General features: G+C 66.7%; 15 protein-coding genes. 4 read left to right on the forward strand and 11 right to left on the reverse strand.

Going from position 1 to position 19,244, the window contains the following annotated elements; translation table 11 throughout:
• Positions 1-11: 11 nt before the first annotated feature.
• From ACZLZQ_RS09375 to ACZLZQ_RS09385, 3 genes are read right to left on the reverse strand one after another with little or no spacing between them, the layout of a single operon-like run.
• Positions 12-3,122, reverse strand: coding sequence for an efflux RND transporter permease subunit (locus ACZLZQ_RS09375; RefSeq protein WP_472949105.1), 3,111 nt, complete (start codon positions 3,120-3,122; stop codon positions 12-14).
• Positions 3,119-4,192, reverse strand: a complete 1,074-nt coding sequence (locus tag ACZLZQ_RS09380) for an efflux RND transporter periplasmic adaptor subunit (RefSeq protein ID WP_472949106.1) — start codon at positions 4,190-4,192, stop codon at positions 3,119-3,121. Before ACZLZQ_RS09380 ends, ACZLZQ_RS09375 begins: the two co-directional genes overlap by 4 nt.
• Positions 4,189-5,253, reverse strand: a complete 1,065-nt coding sequence (locus ACZLZQ_RS09385; protein ID WP_472949107.1) for an efflux RND transporter periplasmic adaptor subunit — start codon at positions 5,251-5,253, stop codon at positions 4,189-4,191. Before ACZLZQ_RS09385 ends, ACZLZQ_RS09380 begins: the two co-directional genes overlap by 4 nt.
• 188 nt (positions 5,254-5,441) lie before the next feature.
• Between ACZLZQ_RS09385 and ACZLZQ_RS09390 the strand changes: the two genes are divergently transcribed.
• Positions 5,442-6,137 (forward strand): TetR/AcrR family transcriptional regulator, encoded by a 696-nt coding sequence (locus ACZLZQ_RS09390; RefSeq protein WP_472949109.1) that lies wholly within the window; start codon positions 5,442-5,444, stop codon positions 6,135-6,137.
• A 134-nt stretch (positions 6,138-6,271) separates the two neighbouring features.
• A complete protein-coding gene (locus ACZLZQ_RS09395; protein WP_472949110.1) occupies positions 6,272-7,174 on the forward strand; it encodes an alpha/beta hydrolase in 903 nt (300 codons plus the stop codon).
• Positions 7,175-7,210: 36 nt separating this feature from the next.
• Here the strand turns inward: ACZLZQ_RS09395 and ACZLZQ_RS09400 are convergent, their stop codons facing one another.
• From ACZLZQ_RS09400 to ACZLZQ_RS09435, 8 genes are all read right to left on the reverse strand, one after another.
• Positions 7,211-9,214, reverse strand: a complete 2,004-nt coding sequence (locus ACZLZQ_RS09400; protein WP_472949111.1) for a CocE/NonD family hydrolase — start codon at positions 9,212-9,214, stop codon at positions 7,211-7,213.
• 287 nt (positions 9,215-9,501) lie between these two features.
• Positions 9,502-9,711, reverse strand: a complete 210-nt coding sequence (locus ACZLZQ_RS09405; protein WP_472949112.1) for a hypothetical protein — start codon at positions 9,709-9,711, stop codon at positions 9,502-9,504.
• A gap of 51 nt (positions 9,712-9,762) precedes the next feature.
• Complete coding sequence (locus ACZLZQ_RS09410; protein WP_472949113.1) at positions 9,763-9,927, reverse strand: hypothetical protein; 165 nt, start codon at positions 9,925-9,927, stop codon at positions 9,763-9,765.
• Between the two features lie 263 nt (positions 9,928-10,190).
• Entirely contained in the window at positions 10,191-11,825 is a 1,635-nt protein-coding gene (locus tag ACZLZQ_RS09415; RefSeq protein WP_472949114.1) for an ABC transporter ATP-binding protein, read from the reverse strand.
• A complete protein-coding gene (locus ACZLZQ_RS09420; protein WP_472931713.1) occupies positions 11,822-12,643 on the reverse strand; it encodes an ABC transporter permease in 822 nt (273 codons plus the stop codon). The genes ACZLZQ_RS09415 and ACZLZQ_RS09420 overlap by 4 nt, the downstream gene beginning before the upstream one ends.
• Before the next feature lie 9 nt (positions 12,644-12,652).
• The gene (locus tag ACZLZQ_RS09425; RefSeq protein ID WP_472949115.1) at positions 12,653-13,768 is read right to left on the reverse strand and encodes an ABC transporter permease; all 1,116 of its coding nucleotides are present in this window, start codon (positions 13,766-13,768) and stop codon (positions 12,653-12,655) included.
• A complete protein-coding gene (locus ACZLZQ_RS09430) occupies positions 13,768-15,357 on the reverse strand; it encodes an ABC transporter substrate-binding protein (RefSeq protein ID WP_472949116.1) in 1,590 nt (529 codons plus the stop codon). Before ACZLZQ_RS09430 ends, ACZLZQ_RS09425 begins: the two co-directional genes overlap by 1 nt.
• A 292-nt stretch (positions 15,358-15,649) precedes the next feature.
• Complete coding sequence (locus ACZLZQ_RS09435) at positions 15,650-16,627, reverse strand: GlxA family transcriptional regulator (protein ID WP_472949117.1); 978 nt, start codon at positions 16,625-16,627, stop codon at positions 15,650-15,652.
• A gap of 104 nt (positions 16,628-16,731) precedes the next feature.
• Between ACZLZQ_RS09435 and ACZLZQ_RS09440 the strand changes: the two genes are divergently transcribed.
• Together ACZLZQ_RS09440 and ACZLZQ_RS09445 are read left to right on the forward strand one after the other, a co-directional pair.
• Complete coding sequence (locus tag ACZLZQ_RS09440; protein WP_472949118.1) at positions 16,732-17,637, forward strand: beta-keto acid cleavage family enzyme; 906 nt, start codon at positions 16,732-16,734, stop codon at positions 17,635-17,637.
• Positions 17,638-17,641: 4 nt separating this feature from the next.
• Positions 17,642-19,165 (forward strand): carnitine 3-dehydrogenase, encoded by a 1,524-nt coding sequence (locus ACZLZQ_RS09445; RefSeq protein WP_472949119.1) that lies wholly within the window; start codon positions 17,642-17,644, stop codon positions 19,163-19,165.
• Positions 19,166-19,244: the final 79 nt, after the last annotated feature.

A 19,244-nucleotide genomic window follows, 5' to 3' on the forward strand; every position in this document is an offset into this window, starting at 1 on the left:
CGGTGCGTCGGTCAGGCGGTGGCCGGACCCTCGATCGGCGGCGTCGCCGGCATCGGCTCAACCGCTTCCTTGTCCGTCGGCTTCGGCGTTTCCTTGATGCGGAACCAGGCGACGTACATGGCCGGCAGGAACAGCAGCGTCAGCACCGTTCCGGCGATGATGCCGCCCATCATCGCGTAGGCCATCGGCCCCCAGAACACCTCGCGCGAGATCGGGATCAGCGCTAGCGAGGCGGCGGCGGCGGTGAGGAGAATCGGCCGCATCCGGTGCTCGGTCGCCTCCAGCACCGCATCCCACTTGGCGACGCCCTCCGAAATCAGGTGCTCGATCTGGACGATCAGGATCACCGAATTGCGGATCAGGATGCCGATCAGCGCGAGAATGCCGAGGATCGCGACGAAGCCCATCGGTGCCCCGGAGGGCAGCAGAGCGGCGACGACGCCGATCAGTCCGAGCGGCGCCACCGCGACCACCAGGAACAGCCGCTGGAAGCTCTGCAGCTGGAACATCAGGATCGTCGCCATGGCAAACAGCATCAGCGGCACGATCTTGACGATCGGTCCCTGGCCCTTGCCGCTCTCCTCCACCGCGCCACCGATGGCAATGCTGTAGCCGGCCGGCAGCTTGGCGGTGAATTCGTCGAGCTTGGGCTGGATTTCGGCGACCGCCGTCGCCGGCTGCACCGCCGTTGCCAGCGCTGCCTTGACCGTGATGGTCGGCAGCCGACCGCGCCGCCAGACCAGCGGCTGCTCGAGCTCGTAGCGGAAGGTCGCCACCGCCGCGAGCGGGATGGTGGTGCCGTCGCGGGCGGAGATCTGCAGGTTCTCCAGCGTCTCGATCGACGAGCGCTCCGAGGGCATCGCGCGGCCGACGACATCGACGAGATAGATCGAATCGCGGATCTGCGTCGCCGTCGAGCCGCCGACGATGCCGTTCAGCACCGAGGCGATGTCCTCGGAGGTGACGCCGAGCTGCGCCGCCTTGTCCTGCAGCACGTTGACCTTCACCACGCGTGCCGGCTCGTTCCAGTCGTAGATAATCTGTCCGATATTGGCGTTGTCGGCGACGATGCCGGCAACGTCCTGCGCGTAGCCGCGCAGCGTCTGGATGTCGGGGCCGCTGATCCGGTACTGGACCGGTCGGCCGACCGGCGGGCCGATGTCGAGCGCGTGGACGAAGACGTCGGTGCCGACGAACTCCTTTTCCGCGATCGCGTTCAGCCGGGCACGGACACGCTCGCGCGCCTCCAGGCTCTTGGTCATGATGACGATCTGGCCGAAGTTGGGGCTCGCCGGCGGCACGTCGTAGGACAGGAGGAAGCGCACGGCGCCCTGGCCGACATAGGAGGACCAGAAGTCGATGTCCTCGTCGCCCGCAAGGTTCTTCTCGAAGCGGTCCATCTGCGCCCGGGTCTCGGTGATCGAGCCGCTCTGCAGCGCCGTCCAGTCGACGATCACCTCCGGCCGGTCGGAGGAGGGGAAGAACTGCTGCTGCACAAAGCCCATGCCGTAGAGGGCGGTCGCGAACAGTCCGATGGTGACGAGGATCGTCAGGTACCGCAGCCGCATGCAGAGCAGGAGGATGGCGCGGAAGCTGCGGGTGAACAGGCCCGGCTTCTCGTGCTTGTTCTTCATCGTCTTCGGCAGGAAGGTGACGCCCAGCAGCGGCGCGAACAGCACGGCCACAACCCAGGACACCAGCAGCGACACCGCGATCACGACGAAGAGCGTGAAGGTGAACTCGCCGGCGCCACTGTTGTTGAGGCCGACGGGGATGAAGCCAGCCACCGTCACCAGCGTGCCGGTGAGCATCGGGAAGGCGGTCGAGGTGTAGACGTAGGTCGCCGCCTTGTGCAGCGAATCGCCGACCTCGAGCCGCGCCACCATCATCTCGACCGCGATCATGGCGTCGTCGACGAGCAGGCCGAGGGCGATGATGAGCGCGCCGAGCGAGATGCGCTGCAGGGAAATGCCGAAGATCTCCATGAAGACGAAGGTGATCGCCAGCACCAGCGGGATCGACAGCGCCACGATGAAGCCGGCGCGCATGCCGAGGCTGATGAAGGACACGACGAGGACGATGATCACCGCCTCGGCGAGCGCCTTGGTAAAGCCGCCGACCGCTTCCTCGACGACCTTCGGCTGGTCGGAGACCTTGTGGATGCCGACGCCGACCGGCAGATCCGCCTCGATCTGGCGCATTTCTTCGGTCAGCGCTTCGCCGAATTCCAGAAGGTTCGCCGCCGGCTTCATGCCGATCGACAGGCCAATCGAAGGCTGGCCGTTGTAGCGGAACAGCGATGTCGGCGGGTCGACATAGCCGCGCGTGATGGTTGCGACATCAGACAGGCGGAAGAAGCGGTTGTTGATCCAGAGATTGACGCCGCGCAGGCTGTCCTCGGATGAGAACTGGCCGTTGACGCGCACGGAGATGCGCTCGCCGTTCGCCTCGATCACACCCGAGGGCGAGATCGCGTTCTGTTCCTGCAGCGCCGTGACGATCGTCGACTGGCTGATGCCGAGCGCCGCGGTCTTGCGCGTCGAGAATTCGAGGTAGACGACCTCGTCCTGCGCGCCGATCAGGTTGACCTTGCCGACGTTCGGCACTGTGAGGATCTTCGCGCGCGCCGCCTCCAGATAGTCGCGCATCTGGCGCTGGCTGAGGCCGTCGGCCGTGAAGGCGTAGATGTTGCCGTAGACGTCGCCGAAACTGTCGTTGAAGAAGGGGCCTTGGACGCCGGACGGCATCTCGCCCTTGATGTCGGCGATGATGTTGCGCACGCGGATCCAGGCCGCGCCCACGGCCTCGTCGCCCTGGATGGTGTCGCGCACGTTGACGAAGATCGTGGTCGAGCCGGGCGTCGTCTGGCTGCGGACGTAGTCGAGCTGGTCGAGCTCCTCGAGCTTCTTCTCGATGCGGTCGGTGACCTGGTTGATCGTGTCCTCGACCGAGGCACCCGGCCATTGCGCCGTGATGATCATGGTCTTGATCGTGAAGTTCGGATCCTCCTCGCGGCCGAGGTTGATGTAGGACATCACACCCGCGAGCGACGAGACGAGCATGAAGTACCAGATCAGCGAGCGGTGCCGCAGTGCCCATTCGGAAAGATTGAATCCGTTCATGGGACGGCTCCTTCGCTCAGCTTGACCTTCTGGCCCTCTTCCAGGCTGTGCACGCCGGCCGTCACGATCCGCATGCCGGCATCGACGCCGGTGCCGATCGTCACCATGCCCTGGCTCACCTTCCCGGCGAGCGTGACCGGGCGGGTGGCCACGGTCATCGCCGCGGGGTCGACGACCCAGACCGATGTCTTGCCATCCTTGTCGAGGATCGCGGTCGCCGGCAGCGCGATCCCGGCAGATCCGGTGATGCGCCGTGCCGCGGTGATGGTGGTGCCGAGCCGGAAGGTGGCCGGCGGATTGTCGAGGGTGATCCTGATGCGCCGGGTGCGCGTCGTGGCATCGGCTTGCGGCGCGATCTCGCGCACCTTGCCGGCGGCCTTGACGCTCGGATCGATCTGCAGCGTCACGTCGAACGTGTCGCCGAGCCGGGTTTCCTTGGCGATGTCGTCGGGCACGTCGACGACGGCTTCGCGTACTTCCGCCTGGGCAATGGTGATGACGGTCGTCCCTGCAGCCACGACCTGACCGACTTCCGCCCCGGTCGCGGTCACGACGCCGGCGGTATCGGAGACCAGCCGCGTGTAGCCGAGCTGCTCCTTCGCCTTGGAAAGGTTGGAGCGCGCCGTGGTCACCGCGGCATCGGCCGACTCGCGCGACTGCACGGCGGCATCGAGATCCGACTGCGTCGAGGCGGTCCGGGCCAGCAGCTGCTTCTGCCGGCTTTCGGTCGAGGTCGCATTGGTCAGCTGGGCGGTGGACTTCGAGAGCTCCGCCTCGAGCGACCGGACTGCCAGGTCCTGAACGGTCGGGTCAAGGGCCGCGAGGAACTGGCCGGGAACCACGGTGTCGCCGACATCGACGTCGCGCGTGACAATGCGGCCAAGGATGCGGAAGGCGCGTTCGGTGGAGTAGCGCGGCTGAACCGTGCCGGAAAAGCCGCGGTCGGCGATCGTCTGCGGTGCGGCGACGACGGAGAGCACGGGCCGGATGGGCGGCGGCGGCGCTGCTTCCTCGCTGCAGCCCGCGAGTGTGACTACAGTCAAAAGGGCGAGAAAGAGGGCGTTCCTCACTGGGCGGCTCCCATGTCCAGAGCGACGACCTGACCCTCGCGCAGCAATTGCGCCCCGGCGGTCACGACGACGTCTCCCGACTTCAGGCCGTCCTCGACGAGGATCTCGCCCGTCCGATAGCGTTCGATGGCGATCGGACGCTGCCCGACCTTGTTGGTCGCGGTATCGACTACCCAGACCGAGGGTTTGCCGGCATCGGATGACAGCGACGTCCACGGCAAGGTGATCGCATCGTGCCGTTCCAGCGTCGCGAAGCCCGCCACCGCCGCACCGAGCGTCATCGCCGGCGGCAAGTTGGCGCCGAGGCCGACCTTGACCCGCACCGTGCCGCCGGTGGTGTCAAAGATCGGCGCGATCTCGTCGACCTCGCCGGTCACCGTCACGCTGGGGTCGTTGACGAGGCTGACGGCGACTTTCCCGTCCGCCGGCGCCTTGGACAGGAGGGATTCATAGACGTCGAACACCGCCTGCCGCTCGCCATCCTGCGCCAGGCTGAAGATCGTCTGCGCAGCGTCGACGACCTGGCCGGCCTCGGCGCTGCGGGCGGTGATGATGCCGGCCGCATCGGCGCGCAGGGAGGTGTAGGCCAGCTGATCCTCGTTGGTGGCGACATCGGCCTTCGCAGCGGCCAGCGTGCCTTCAGCCGTCTGGGCTGCCTCGGCGGCATTGTCGTAGGAGCTTTTGGTGGTGTAGCCGCCTGTCAGCAGCTGCTTCTGCCGATCGAGCGTCGTCTGTGCCTGGCGCAGCGTTGCCTCGGCGGCGCCGAGGCTGGCCTTGGCGGCTTCGAGGTCTGCCTGCTGCTCCTCGGTATCGAGGGTCGCCAGCACCTGTCCCTTTTCCACGTGATCGCCGACATCGACCAGCCGGTTGGCAATCCGCCCACTGGTGCGGAAGGACTGGTTGCTTTCGATCCGGGCGGCGATCGAGCCGGTCAAGGTCACCGTCGGGGCAAACGGCTTGCGCACCACCGTCTCGCCGCGCACGGGGGTCAGCTTGGGCGGCGGTGTCGGGGCTTCGTCGCCGCAGGCCGCCAGCGATGCCGCACCGAGCAGAGCCAGCATCAGGCCCGCCCGCTTCGAACTGCGAGCGTCTAGCCAGCGAAAAGGGGATCGGCGGGAAGGGGAAATCGGGCGCATCGAAGCCTCGAGAGGAAGAAATAGAACTGAACCGTTCAGTTCAGTCTTGACTGATGCCGTTCGGATTGAGAAGTGTCAATCGTCTTCTCTCGGACCTGAAGAATTGCCGTTTTATGGTCAATACGCCCGGGCGCTCGCGCATCAAGGAATCGATCGCGGCGTGCTTTTCCGGCCTCTGCAAGTCGCCGGACCGATCCAATGCCAAAGTCGCCCAGCTGCTGGACGCAGCCCACCGGCTGTTTCTCGCGCAGCCCTATGATGCTGTCTCCACCGATGCGATCGCACGCGCGGCCAAAGTGTCGAAGGCGACCCTCTACGCCCATTTCGCCAGCAAGGAAGCGCTGTTTGCCGCTTTGGTCGAGGAGCAGTGCATCGGCATCTCCGGCGACATCTGGACCGAAGGCGGAGGCTCGGACGACATCGAGGCCGTGCTGAAGACGATCGCGCGCAACTTCGTCAGCATGTTCGTCACCGGCACCGCAATGGGGCTCTACCGCGTCATCGTCGCCGAGGTGCCGCGCTTTCCCGAGCTTGGCCGCATTTTCTTCGAGGCAGGTCCGCGGATGCTGCACGAGCGCATCGGCACCTTCCTCCGCGAGGCCGATGCCCGCGGCCGCCTCGCCGTGCCCGATCCGCATCTCGCGGCCGTCCAGTTCCTGGCGCTTATTTCCTGCGAGATCCCGATGCACGAGATGCTCGGCCTCGAGCCGATGCGGGCCGCCGATGTGCAGAAGCGGGTCGACAGCGGCATTGCGCTCTTCCTCGCCGCTTATGCGGTGCCCGGCGCCGTCCCCTCGGCAGCTGCCTGACACCGCGCCCTTGAGCGCAGCATTTTCTACAGGGCAGTGCGAGCCGGGTAGGGGAAGCGGCGTCCTGCGGTCGCCAATTGGCATCGGGCACCTGACGCGCTACCCCGTCGGGCAATCGCCCACGGAGTTCGCCCATGCGCCAGCCATCGCCGACCGAGCCGGAAATCCTCGCCTACCAGGCCCGCGTCGACGGCTTCTATCCGCCGGACGCAGTCGACGCCTCGATCGACCAGCAGCGCCGGTGGTATGACGAAATGTGCGAGGGGTTCGATGCCCCGCTGCCAGAGGGCCTCGTCGTCGAGGATGGCGCGCTCTGCTCCATCAACGTCCGCTTCTACCGCCCGGCGCGGCGCACCGCGGCGGCGACGCTGCTCTATTTGCACGGCGGCGGCTTCGTCGTCGGTTCGCTCGACAGCCACCACGCCATCACCGCGGAGATTGCGGAGGCGGCAGGCGCCGAGCTCATCGCCGTCGACTACCGCCTGGCGCCCGAACACTGCCACCCCGCGGCCTCGGACGACGCCATGCAGGTGCTCAGGCAATTGTTGGTCGACGGCCGCCGCGTCGTGGTCATCGGCGACAGCGCCGGCGGCAATCTCGCCGCAGGCCTGACGGTGCGCGCCCGTGCCGAAGGGCTGTTCGGCGTGGCGGGACAGGTACTCATATATCCCGGCCTCGGCGGCGACCTCGCCACCGGCTCCTATGCCGAGATGGCGGAGGCGCCGGGCCTTACCACCGCCGACGTCGCCTATTACCGCGGCGTCTACGCGGCCCGCGAGGACGACGTCGTCGCCCATCCGCTGCGGGCCCAGCGCTTCGAGGGCCTGCCGCCGGCCTACATCACCGCCGCGCACTTCGATCCGCTGCGCGATGATGCTAGGCTTTATGCTGCGCGCCTCGCCGAGGCCGGCGTCGACGTCACTTTCCGCGAGGAGCCGCAGATGGTGCATGCCTGGCTGCGGGCTCGCCATGTCAGTCCCGGCGCTGCCGCGGCTTTCGCGGCGCTGTGCCGCGGGGTTGCTGTGCTGGCCCGGTGAGGGAAGGGCGCCAAACGGCGTCCGGGCCCGCGCGCCTTACATGAAGTCGCGCGCGACCGTCCGTTCCCAGGTCTTGCGGTTGATCTCGACGTCGCCCTCAAAAGCCACCGCCTCGGCCGAGATCAGCCAGTCGCTCGCCGTGCAGGCGATGCGGGCGACCGTCGTCGTCCGCGTTGACCAGCCTTCGCGCGCCATCTCGGTGAGCCAGCGCGACTCGCCCGTCATCGAGAGCGGATCGTCCGGGGCGATCGACCAGGTCTCGTCGCGCACCTGGCGGGTCGAAAGCCCGGTGTCCGGGTGCTCGAACAGACCTGTGTCCTCGAGGATATGGTAATGCGTGACGCCGGCGCCGAGGTCGCGTTCCACCGTCCGCCGCGTCACCGATGGCGCATGCTCGATATAGGTCGGCAGCGGGTTCGGGTTGGCCGGCGCCGGGATATCGATCGTCCGGGCATCGCCGAGCAACGGCAGCGACAGGACGAGCCCCTCGGTCTCGATCGTCACCCCGCCATCCGCCGGCCCCGGCAGCACCATCGGCCAGTAGGCGGTGGAGAGCGACAGGCGCAGGCTGTGACCGGCGTTGAAGCAATAGCCGCAGGCGTCGAGCGCAAGCTGCACCGTCACCGGCTCGCTGGGCACCAGCGCTTGGGGCGCGGCATTGCCGCTGCGGTGGGTAAGGTTGAGGACACCGAAGGCGACGCGCGTCGCCGTCCCGTCGGGATGCACGTCGACGAGGCGGGCGATGAGGTTGCCAGACGCCGTCTCCGGCGTCAGCGTCACGGACAGGCGAGGCTGGCCGAGGATCTCGATCGGCTCGGCGAGGGGGGCGGTGTCGAACACCAGCGACCCCGCATCGTCCAGCCGCTGGTCGCCGGCCATCTCGGCGTCCGGCTTCAGCGTGAAGTACTCGCCCGACATGGTGCCGGTATCCTCAGGCGATTTGAGGTAGTGGACCTCGGCGCCGCTTGCTGCTGCCGCATTGATGGCGCTCGTCGCCGTCTCCGCCACAAGCGTCCTGCCAGCATTTCCGCGCAGCTTCAGCGTCTCCGGCGCCGTCCACGTCTCCACGGCCACCCAGCGGCCAGGATCTTCGTCGCGGCGGCGGGCCGGCTTCGGGCCGTCGAGGATGTAGGCCCGCACCTGCGGCAGGGCGTCGATGCCGTTCTCGGTGCCCTTCAGCCAGCGGTCCCACCATTGTACGGCTTCCCCGAGAAAGTCCGTCCGCGGCTTCGGAAAGGCGAAATGCGGATACTTGTGCACCCACGGGCCGATCAGCGCCTTGGCGCGGTCACCGAGCCCTTCGACCGCCTTCAGCGGGGTGTTGCGGTAGCCGTCGGCCCAGCCGGCAATCACCAGCGCCGGCACCGGGAAGCCGCCGAAATCCTCGGCGATCGAGCCATGCTGCCAAAACCCGTCGCGCCGCTGGTGCTGCAGCCACTCCTCCAGCATGAAGGGCTCGCCCTCCAGCCGCTCCAGCCACATCGCCTTCCAGCGATCGCCGACGATGGCCGGGTCGGGCGCGCGCGACTGGTAGGCCAGCATGTTCGACGCCCAGGACAGGTTGGCCGAGAGGTGGCAGCCGTTCTTGTAGTGGATGTCGTCATTGTAGCGGTCGACGGTCGAGGCGAGCGAGATCACCGCCTTCAGCGCCGGATGCTTCAGCGCCGCGACTTGCAAGCAATTGAACCCGCCCCAGGAGATGCCCATCATGCCGACGGCACCCGAGGACCATGGCTGCGCGACGATCCAGTTGATCACCTCCAGCGCGTCCGAGAGCTCGCGCGGCGTATACTCCCCGTCGATCACCCCGTCGGATTCGCCGGACCCCCGTATGTCGACGCGCACGCCGGCATAGCCCGCCTCGGCGAAGGTCGGATAGGTCGCCTCGTCGCGCAGGCAGGTGCCGTCGCGCTTACGGTAGGGTAGGTACTCCAGCACCGCAGGAACGGACGTTGCGCCCTCCGGCATCCAGATGCGGGCGGCGAGCTTGGTGCCGTCGGCGAGCGGGATCCACGTGTTCTCGATGACGGTATGGGGCATGCGCGGTCTCGAATTTTTCGGGAAGCGAGGCTACGCTCTGCCCGACCTGCGATGTTGAAACAAGGCAGCGTTACGGTTGAAACGGAACCCGGACAAGCTCTCAGCTTCGTCATCCCGGGCTTGACCGCGGCAAAACCGATTGTTTCGCCTGGGGATCCATTCCAAACCCTTTGATGAGCGGGGCAACGGTCGACCCTCTCAGTATTCTGAAACGACATGCCAGGCTCGGCGCGGAGGAATGGATCCCGGCTTAAGGCCGGGATGACGACCTCATGGGACAGCCCAGCTTATCGCTGAAAGGGCTCGATGCCGTGCTCCGCACATCCTTCCAAATAGACGCGTAGCGAAATCGCACCTTCCTCTACCAGCCTTGCAGCATCCTCCGCATAGAAATCCGCCCCGCCGGTCAGCCCAACGAACGCGCCGCGTAACATGCCGACCTCCGTGTCATAGGACACGGTCGCCTTTTGCCTGCTGATCTCGATGATGGTCGTCATGACTTTATTGAGGAGGTGTCGGATCAAGCGTTGAGGTGTTCCGCAAAGCTCCTAATCCGAATGTCGATCCGATGCCGAACCTGAACCACTTGTGGCGGTATGGGCTAACGCCGCGCGGGAGGGCGGCATCCACTTACCGAGGAAATGGGTAAACACAGCCATCGCGAGTGCTCCCACCGGGATCATGGACAACAGCATGATCTTGCCAAGGGTCATCGATCCATCTCCCTTAAATGCCTGTATGCGAGGAAATGTAGGATGCCGCTGGCGCAAAGGCAAACAGATGCGAACAGCGCACCAACAATAAGCGCCGATCGGCCGGTTGGCATTTCCAGAAATGCTTTTGTCAGGGGCCCGAGTGTTCCGACCGCAAAAGTCGCGACCGCAATGCCGTTCAGGAAATTCGCGCGCAGTTTAATCTGCTCGCGTCCCGCCTCCGTAAGCGGGAGCCTGGAACTCGGAGCAATGGCGGCACTCCCCTAATTCCCCGCCGCCGCCATCCGCCGCTGATCGCGCACCTCTTCCAGCCAGCCCACCCGCATCTCCGGCACCGACTTCAGCAACAGGTCGGTGTAGTCGTCGAACGGCGGCGCGAGCACTTTCGATTTCGGCCCGAAGCGCACCAGCTTCCCGCGGTGCATCACCGCTACGCTGTCGGCGATGGCGCGGACGGTCGCGATGTCGTGAGTGATGAAGAGGTAGGAGACATCCGTCTCCTTCTGCAGCCGCATCAGCAGCTTGAGGATGCCGTCGGCGACCAGCGGATCGAGCGCCGAGGTTGGCTCGTCGCAGAGGATGAGCTCGGGCTTGGCGGCGAGCGCGCGGGCGATCGCCACGCGCTGCTTCTGGCCGCCGGAAAGCTCGGCCGGAAAGCGGTCGGCGAAGGTCCCGCCGAGCTCGATCTCCTCCAGCAGTTCCTCGATGCGCGCCCGCTTGGCCGCGCCGCGCAGGCCGAAATAGAAAGTCAGCGGCCGTCCGATGATCTCGGCCACCGTATGGCGCGGGTTCATCGCCGTGTCCGCCATCTGGTAGATCATCTGGATCTTGCGCAGATCCTCGCGCTGGCGGTCCTTGAGCTTGGCCGGCAGCTCGCGGCCCTTGAAGACGATGCGGCCGTTCTGGGCCGGCAAGAGCCCGGTGATCACCCGCGCCAGCGTCGACTTGCCCGAGCCGGACTCGCCGACGACGGCCAGCGTCTGGCCTTTCGGCAGGTGCATCGAGACGCCGTGCAGGACGCGCAGGCCCGAGGGGTAGCCGGCGTCCACGTGGTCGATCGTCAGCAGCCGGTCGCTCTGGTCCGGCGCCTCGTCCTTGCCGTTGTGCCGGATGGCGACGAGCTTTTGCGTGTAGTCCATCGCGGGGGCTTCGAGGATCTGCCGCGTGGTGCCGTATTCCACCGTCTTGCCGTGCTGCAACACCATGATGTCGTCGGCGATCTGCGCGACGACGGCAAGGTCGTGCGTGACGTAGATCGCCGCGGTGCCAGTGTCCTCGATCGCCCGCTTGATGGCGACGAGGACGTCGATCTGCGTCGTCACGTCGAGCGCGGTCGTCGGCTCGTCGAAGACGATGAGGTCGGGCGAGGGGAGCAGCGCCATCGCCGTCATCGCCCGCTGCAGCTGGCCACCGGACACCTGGTGCGGATAGCGACGGCCGAACGTCTCGGGGTTCGGAAGGCCAAGGATGGTGAACAGGTGGTCGGCCTTCTTGCGCGCCTCCTCGCGGGTCATCAGCCCGTGCTTCAGTGCCGCCTCGATCATCTGGTCGCCGAGCCGGTAGGCGGGATTGAACGCGGCCGCCGCCGACTGCGCGACGTAGCAGACCTTGGCGCCGCGCTGCTGGCGTAAGCCGGCCGCGTCGCAGCCGATGAGGTTCACGCCGTTCAGCGTGACGGTGCCGCCCGACAGCGTGATGCCGCCACGGCCATAGCCGAGCGCGGCAAGGCCAATCGTCGATTTGCCAGCACCGGACTCGCCGATCAGGCCGAGCACCTTGCCCTTCTGGAGGTCGAAGGAGACGCCGTGGACGATGGTGATGTCGCGCGGCGCCTCGCCGGGCGGGTAGATCCGCGCCTCGATTTGGAGGTCACGGACGCGCAAAAGGTCGCCGGTCATCCGCGGCCTCCCTTCAGGCTGGAGGTCCGGTTCAGGAGCCAGTCGACGACGAGGTTGACGGAGATGGCGAGGAAGGCGATCGCCGCCCCCGGGATCAGCGCCGCCGAAATGCCGAAGATGATGCCGTCCTTGTTGTCCTTTACCATGCCGCCCCAGTCGGCGTCCGGCGGCTGGATGCCGAGGCCGAGGAAGGAGAGGGTGGAGAGGAAGAGCACCGAGAAGGCAAAGCGCAGCCCGAACTCGGCGAGCAGTGGCGATAAGGCATTCGGCAGAATCTCGCGAAAAATGATCCAGCCGGTGCCTTCGCCGCGCAGCCGCGCCGCCTCCACGAAATCCATCACCACGATGTCGGTCGCCACCGCCCGGCCGAGCCGGAAGACGCGGGTGGAATCCAGCACCGCCATCACCGAGATCAGGATCCACAGCTTCTGCGGCAGGACGGCCAGCACCACCAGCGCGAAGATCAGCGTCGGGATCGCCATCATCAGATCGTTCAGCCGCGACAGCGCCTGGTCGGTCCAGCCCTTGAGCACAGCCGCGGTGAAAGACAGGAGGACGCCGAGCGAGAACGACAGGAGCGTCGCGCAGGACGCGACGAGGATCGTGGTCTGGGCGCCGAAGATCAGCCGCGAGAGGAGGTCGCGGCCGAGATTGTCGGTGCCGAGGAGGAAGGTCGCGCCCATCGGCTCCCAGACCTCGCCCACCACCTCGCGCTCGCCATAGGGCGCGATGTAGGGGGCGAAGAGCGCGCAAAAGAGCGCGAGGGCGATGCCGGCAAAGCCGATCCAGGCCGAGACGGGGATGCTGCGCAGGCGCATGTCAGGCCCTCACTTCGGGTGCCGGAGGCGAGGATTGAACACGATCGCGAGGATATCGGCGATCATGTTGAGGACGATGTAGACGGCGGCGAAGAGGAGGCCGCAGGCCTGCACCACCGGCATGTCGCGGACGGTCACCGCGTCCACCATGTACTGGCCGATGCCGGGATAGACAAACACCACTTCGACCACGACCACGCCGACGACGAGATAGGCAAGGTTGAGCGCGACGACGTTGATGATCGGCGCGATAGCGTTGGGACCGGCATGACGCGCGATGATCCGCATCCGGCTGAGGCCCTTCAGCTCGGCGGTCTCGACATAAGGGCTGGCCATGACGTTGAGGATCGCCGCGCGGGTCATCCGCATCATGTGCGCGAGCACCACCAGCACCAGCGTCGCGCAAGGCAGGATGATCGCCTCGACCCGCTCCAGGAAGGGCATGCCGGCATAGACCGTCGACGGGAAGGACACCCAGCCGAGCGTGATCGCGAAGAGGAAGATGAAGAGGTAGCCGACGAAAAACTCTGGGAGCGAGATCGCCGCCAGCGAGAAGATGTTGATGATCCGGTCCGGAATGCGGTCGCGGTACAGCACCGACAGCATGCCGAGGCCGATTGCCAGGGGCACCGAGACGAGGGCGGCAAAGGCGGCGAGGAACAGCGTGTTGCCGAGCCGGTTCGACAACTGGTCCGAGATCGAGTTCTTCGACGCCCAGGAGGTGCCGAAATCGCCCTGGACGGCGCCGCCGAGCCAGGAGAGGTAGCGGGTCACCGCCGGCTGGTCGAGGCCGAGCTCGCGGCGGATGTTCTCGACCGCCTGCGGCGTTGCGGACTGGCCGAGATAGGTCTGCGCGAAGTCGCCGGGCAATGCCTGAATGCCGAGGAACAGCACCAGGGAGACGGCCCAGAGCAGGACGAGGCTGAGCACCAGCCGCTGCAGGATCATCCAGGCCAGCGGGTACTCGCCGCGCAGGCGTTGGAAGGCAGAGGCGCCGGGCCTTTCTGCGGCCGGCGGCGGCGCCGGGGCGGCGAGGACGCCCCCGGCTTTGCCGGCCACCGCCAGCGGGTCACCCGCCGGCAGTCGGCCGGTGACGCCACTGGCATCGGAAGGCCCGAGCGCCATCAGGCTTCGAGCCAGACGCGCGTGGCGACGAAGCCGTTCGACATGTCGTTACCGATGTCGTGGACATAGCCCTTCACGCTCTTCTGGGCGGCGTTCACGAAGTCGTTGAACATCGGCAGGATCACGCCGCCCTCGTCGCGGACCATCATCGCCATGGTCCGGTACATGTCCTTGCGCTTGGGCTCGTCGAGCTCGGCGCGGGCTTCGATCAGCAGCTTGTCGAAATCCTCGCGCAGGAAGCGCGTGTCGTTCCAGTCGGCCTTCGAGGTGTAGGCGGTCGAATACATCTGGTCCTGCGTCGGGCGGCCGCCCCAGTAGGAAGTGGAGAAGGGCTGGACGTTCCAGACATTGGTCCAGTAGCCGTCGCCCGGCTCGCGCTTGACCTCGATCTCGATGCCGGCCTTCTTGGCGGACTCCTGGTAGAGCACGGCGGCGTCGACGGCGCCGGGGAAGGCGACATCCGAGGTGCGCAAGAGGACCGGGCCCGAATGGCCGGACTTCTTGTAATGGAAGGCCGCCTTATCGGGATCGTAGGCCCGCTGCTCGATGCCTTCCGGGAAGAGTGCATAGGTCTCGTTGATCGGGAAGTCGTTGCCGACCTTGCCGTAGCCGCCGAGGATGGTCTTCACCATCGCCTCGCGGTCCATCGCGTATTTCAGCGACATGCGCAGGTCGTTGTTGTCGAACGGCGCGGTGTTGCAGTGCATGATGAAGACGTAGTGGCCACGGCCCGACGTGTTCAGGATGTCGATCTTCGGCGAACGTTTGAGGAGGCTCACGGTCTTCGGATCGACGCGGTTGATGTAGTGCACCTGTCCCGACGAGAGCGCCGCGACACGCGCCGTCGCGTCGTTGATGACGATGATCTCGACCGAGTCGACATAGCCGCGGTCCTGGCGCCAGTCGTTCGGGTTCTTCGAGAACGTCGCGCGCACGCCCGGCTCGAAGCTCTCGAGCTTGTAGGGGCCGGTGCCGATGGCGGCGTTCGGCTTGTCGACGCCGCCCTTCGGCTGGATGATGAGGTGATAGTCGGACAGGAGCAGCGGCAGGTCGGCATTGCCTTCCGGCAAGGTGACGACGAGGTTGCCGCCCTCCGCCTTGATCTCGCCGATCGACTTCATCACGCCGAGCGCGCCGGACTCTGACTTCTCGTCGGTGTGGCGCTTGAGGGTCGCGACGACGTCGTCGAGCGTCATCTCGCTGCCGTCATGGAATTGCACGCCCTTGCGGATCTTGAACGTCCAGGTCTTGGCGTCCGCCGAGGACTCCCAGGATTCAGCGAGCGCTGCGACCGGCTGGCCGGTCAGCGGGTCGCTCTCGACCAGCATGTCGCCCCAGGTGCGGCCGATGACGAAAAGAACCTGCGACAGGTATTTGGCGGGGTCCAGCACGTCGGTGGCGGCGCCGCCCTCGAGCCCGAGCTTCAGTGCGCCACCCTTGACCGGTGTCTGCGCGGAGGCGCTGGTCGAATAGAGCGATCCCGCCGCGGTCAGGCTGACGCCAGCCGCCAGAGCCCGCCCCATGAACTCGCGACGGCTCATGCCGCTGCGGGTCACCTCGGCGGCGAGAAACTTCAGGTAATCGCTCATACTCGTCTCCTGGAAGGGCTCTGCGAGACCCCTGGCGAGCCGCCATGGAGGGTCTGTTTCAGGGGTTCAAAGATGTTCACTGGCTCGAAAGGGACGCTATCCATCCCGCGAATTCCCAAGCAGTCCACATGCGACATCAAGTGTCGTGTTTAACAATCAAATATTGACAGCGAATAAATTCAGTATCGAAGCCGGTGGATGCGGCAAAATCAGGCGGTCGATGCCGCTTTATGTTGCAACGCGGTGACGTTAGACGTCAAGGTCAGGGCAAAGGCGCTCCATTAGACGATGTCTACTGGTTTCTTCTTGCAGTCCGGGCGGCGGAAGGGCTGCTGCCATAGCGTTCACGAAAAGCGCGGGCGAAGGCGGAAGCGGAATGAAATCCGCAGCGTGCTGCAACAGACGACATATCGTCACAAGTTTCAAGCACCATTCGTCGTCCGGCCTCGAGCCGCATCCGGCCGTAGAAGGCCCGCGGCGACAGCCCGACATGCTGGTGGAACCGCGCCTCCAGCGTACGAACGCCGATGCCAAGGCGGGCTGCAATCTCGTGGATCGGTAGCGGCATGTCGATCCGCTCCTCCATCGCCCGGATCGCTGCGGCGACCCGCGGCTCGTACCAGCCGAGGCTGCCGAGCGAGACGCTCGGCTGCGGGTCTTCGCCGGTGTGCGCGCGGTCGTAGATGAAGACGCTGGCGACGCTGAGCGCCAGCGCATAGCCCTGCCGGATCCGGATGAGATCCAGCATCATGTCGAGAGCTGGAGAGGCGCCGCCGGTGGTGAAGCGGTCGCCGTCGACGACGAAACGGCTCGGCTGAACGTCTATCCCGGGGAAGCGCGCGGAAAAATCCTCGAGGTCCTCCCAGTGCGTCGTCGCCCGGTGTCCCTCGAGAAGGCCCGCCAGCGCCAGCACCCAGGCGCCGGCCTCTACGCCGCCAAGCGCCGTCCGTCGCCGCCCTGCGGCCCGCAGGCCGCGCAGCAGGGCCGGCGTCGCGTGCCGCAGGACGTTGAAGGCGGCGATGACAATCAGCGCTCCGGCGTCCGAGTCTGACTGGAAAGCCGCGTCGACGTCGATCCGCAGGCCGCTCGACGTCGTGATGGCGCGCCCATCGGGCGAGACCAGCCGCCAGCGGTAGAGTTCGCGGCCCGCCACGCGGTTGGCGGCCCGCAGCGGTTCGAGCGTCGCAGCCAGCGACAGCAGCGAGACGTCGGGAAGGACGAGCAGGTCGAGCGAAAGGGTCTCATCGCTCGGCGAAAAGATCGAGGCCATGCGCATAGCGTATCAAACCCGGCGGGTTTGGTATCGCGGTTACCTCGGATTTTCGGCACGATCCCTCTGTCAGGAAGCGGCATGGCCGAGAGGGATCAGCACACATGGCATTGGCGATGAACCGCGACGTCTTCATCACCGCGGCGGTCACGGGCGCGGGCGACACCACCGGACGGTCGGCCAAGGTGCCGGTGACGCCCGCCGAGATCGCCGCCGCCTCCATCGAGGCCGCCGAGGCGGGCGCTGCCATCGCCCATATCCACGTCCGCGATCCCGCGACGGGGCAAGGCTCGCGCGATCTCGCGCTTTACCGCGAGACGGTGGAGATCATCCGCGGCTCCGGCGTCGACGTGATCATCAACCTTACCGCCGGCATGGGCGGCGACATCACCTTCGGCTCGGTCGAGAACCCGCTGCCGCCGGCGACCGTCGGCACCGACATGGCCGGCGCCACCGAGCGGCTCGCCCATGTCGCCGATCTCCTGCCCGAGATCTGCACGCTCGACTGCGGCACGATGAATTTCGGCGAGGGCGACTACGTCATGACCAACACGCCGGCCATGCTGCGCGAGATGGCGCGGCAGATCCAGGCGCTGGGCGTGCGGCCCGAGATCGAGATCTTCGACACCGGCCATCTCGTGCTGGCGAAGTGGCTGGCCGGGCAAGGGCTGCTTGACGATCCCATCCTCGTCCAGCTCTGCATGGGTATCCCCTGGGGCGCGCCGGACGACATCGGCACCTTCATGTCGATCGTGAACAACCTGCCGAAGGACTGGATCTTCTCGGCCTTCTCCATCGGCCGCAACCAGCTGCCCTATGCTGCGCTCGCCGCGCTCGCCGGCGGCAATGTCCGCGTCGGCCTCGAGGACAATCTCTGGCTCGGCAAGGGCGTGCTGGCCTCCAACGGCGACCTCGTCGCCGCCGCGAAGACCACGCTGACCTCGATGGGCGCCCGGGTCATCGGCCCGGCCGAGACGCGCGAAAAGCTGAAACTCAGGAAGCGGGCGTAAGACCATGGCGGGATTCACGAAAGCCGCCGTTATCGGCGGCGGCGTCATCGGCGGCGGCTGGGTCGCCCGCTTCGCCCAGAACGGACTCGATGTCGCGGTCTACGACCCCGATCCTGAGGCCGAGCGCAAGCTCGCCGGGCTGATGGAGAACGCCGCGCGGGCCTTCGCCCAACTTGTCCCGGGCGCCAAGCCGCGCTTCGGAGCGGTCCGTTTCGTCGCGACGCTCGCCGAGGCCGTTCGCGACGCCGACCTGATCCAGGAAAGTGCGCCGGAGCGGCTCGACCTCAAGCAGAGGATCCTCGGCGAGATCGACGCGCATGCCAGGCCGGACGCGCTGATCGGCTCGTCGACCTCGGGCCTCCTGCCGTCGGACCTGCAGGCGGGCCTGAAACATCCCGGCCGCCTCTTCGTCGCCCACCCGTTCAACCCCGTGTATCTCGTGCCGCTGGTGGAGCTCGTCGCCGGCAAGGCGACCGATGCCGCCGTTATCGAGACGGCGCGCGGCTTCTATGCCGGACTCGGCATGAAGCCGCTGGTGGTGCGCAAGGAGATCGACGCCTTCATCGGCGACCGGCTGCTCGAGGCGCTTTGGCGCGAGGCGCTGTGGCTGGTCAACGACGATGTCGCGACCGCCGAGGAGATCGACGACGTCATCCGCTATTCCTTCGGCTTGCGCTGGGCGCAGATGGGCATCTTCCAGGTCTACCGCATCGCCGGCGGCGAGGCCGGCATGCGCCACTTCATGGCGCAGTTCGGTCCTTGCTTGAAATGGCCGTGGACGAAATTGATGGACGTGCCGGACCTCACCGACGCGCTGGTCGACAAGATCTCCGACCAGTCCGACGCGCAGGCAGCGGGCCTCTCCATCCGCGAACTCGAGCGCATCCGCGACGACAACTTGGTCGCCATCATGCACGCGCTCGCCCGGCAGAACGGCGGCGCCGGCTGGGGCGCGGGCGAGCTGCTGAACACCTACGAGGCGCACCTCGCCGAGACCGCGCTCGCCGAGCCCGTTGATCCCAAGGCAGTGGGAGCGTTTGCGCGCCCTGCTGCTCCTGATCCGTCGCAGCCGTTTTGTCTGCACTACGCGACAGTTTTGCCGGGCTGGGCGGACTACAACGGCCACATGACCGAATATCGCTACCTTCAGGTGCTCGGCGACGCCACCGACGCGCTGCTCGCCCACATCGGCCTCGACAAGGCCTACCTTGCCGGCGGGCACAGCTTCTACACCGCCGAGTCGCACCTCCGGCATCTCAAGGAGTGCAAGGTCGGCGCGGTGCTGAGCGTCGCAACGCAGGTCCTCTCAACGGACCCGAAGCGCCTGCACGTCTTCCACACCATCACCAACGCCGCCGGCGAGGCGGTGGCGACCGGGGAACATCTGCTGCTGCACGTCGACACGAAGACCGGCAAGGTCATCCCGGCGGAGGGCGACATGGCATCGACGCTCGCGCGGTTGGCGGAGGCCCATGCTGGTCTTGCGCGTCCCGAGGCGGCGGGGCGGTCGGTCGGGCAGAAGCGGTAGGCGGCGGGCTCGCGCATTTCGCATCACCCGGTGAGCACCGCCGATCGCCGCGTCGCGGCATGGAAAGAAACGGTAGGGA

The organism is Mesocryomonas lacus, assembly GCF_055730105.2.

Excerpts from the sequence above, each read along its gene's own strand:
- ACZLZQ_RS09390 (WP_472949109.1), top strand. The coding sequence starts at position 5,442 with ATGGTCAATACGCCCGGGCGCTCGCGCATCAAGGAATCGATCGCGGCG.
- ACZLZQ_RS09440 (WP_472949118.1), top strand. The coding sequence starts at position 16,732 with ATGGCATTGGCGATGAACCGCGACGTCTTCATCACCGCGGCGGTCACG.
- ACZLZQ_RS09430 (WP_472949116.1), bottom strand. The coding sequence starts at position 15,357 with ATGAGCGATTACCTGAAGTTTCTCGCCGCCGAGGTGACCCGCAGCGGC.
- ACZLZQ_RS09375 (WP_472949105.1), bottom strand. The coding sequence starts at position 3,122 with ATGAACGGATTCAATCTTTCCGAATGGGCACTGCGGCACCGCTCGCTG.
- ACZLZQ_RS09435 (WP_472949117.1), bottom strand. The coding sequence starts at position 16,627 with ATGGCCTCGATCTTTTCGCCGAGCGATGAGACCCTTTCGCTCGACCTG.
- ACZLZQ_RS09410 (WP_472949113.1), bottom strand. The coding sequence starts at position 9,927 with ATGACCCTTGGCAAGATCATGCTGTTGTCCATGATCCCGGTGGGAGCA.
- ACZLZQ_RS09405 (WP_472949112.1), bottom strand. The coding sequence starts at position 9,711 with ATGACGACCATCATCGAGATCAGCAGGCAAAAGGCGACCGTGTCCTAT.
- ACZLZQ_RS09400 (WP_472949111.1), bottom strand. The coding sequence starts at position 9,214 with ATGCCCCATACCGTCATCGAGAACACGTGGATCCCGCTCGCCGACGGC.
- ACZLZQ_RS09420 (WP_472931713.1), bottom strand. The coding sequence starts at position 12,643 with ATGCGCCTGCGCAGCATCCCCGTCTCGGCCTGGATCGGCTTTGCCGGC.
- ACZLZQ_RS09425 (WP_472949115.1), bottom strand. The coding sequence starts at position 13,768 with ATGGCGCTCGGGCCTTCCGATGCCAGTGGCGTCACCGGCCGACTGCCG.
- ACZLZQ_RS09415 (WP_472949114.1), bottom strand. The coding sequence starts at position 11,825 with ATGACCGGCGACCTTTTGCGCGTCCGTGACCTCCAAATCGAGGCGCGG.
- ACZLZQ_RS09445 (WP_472949119.1), top strand. The coding sequence starts at position 17,642 with ATGGCGGGATTCACGAAAGCCGCCGTTATCGGCGGCGGCGTCATCGGC.
- ACZLZQ_RS09395 (WP_472949110.1), top strand. The coding sequence starts at position 6,272 with ATGCGCCAGCCATCGCCGACCGAGCCGGAAATCCTCGCCTACCAGGCC.
- ACZLZQ_RS09385 (WP_472949107.1), bottom strand. The coding sequence starts at position 5,253 with ATGCTGGCTCTGCTCGGTGCGGCATCGCTGGCGGCCTGCGGCGACGAA.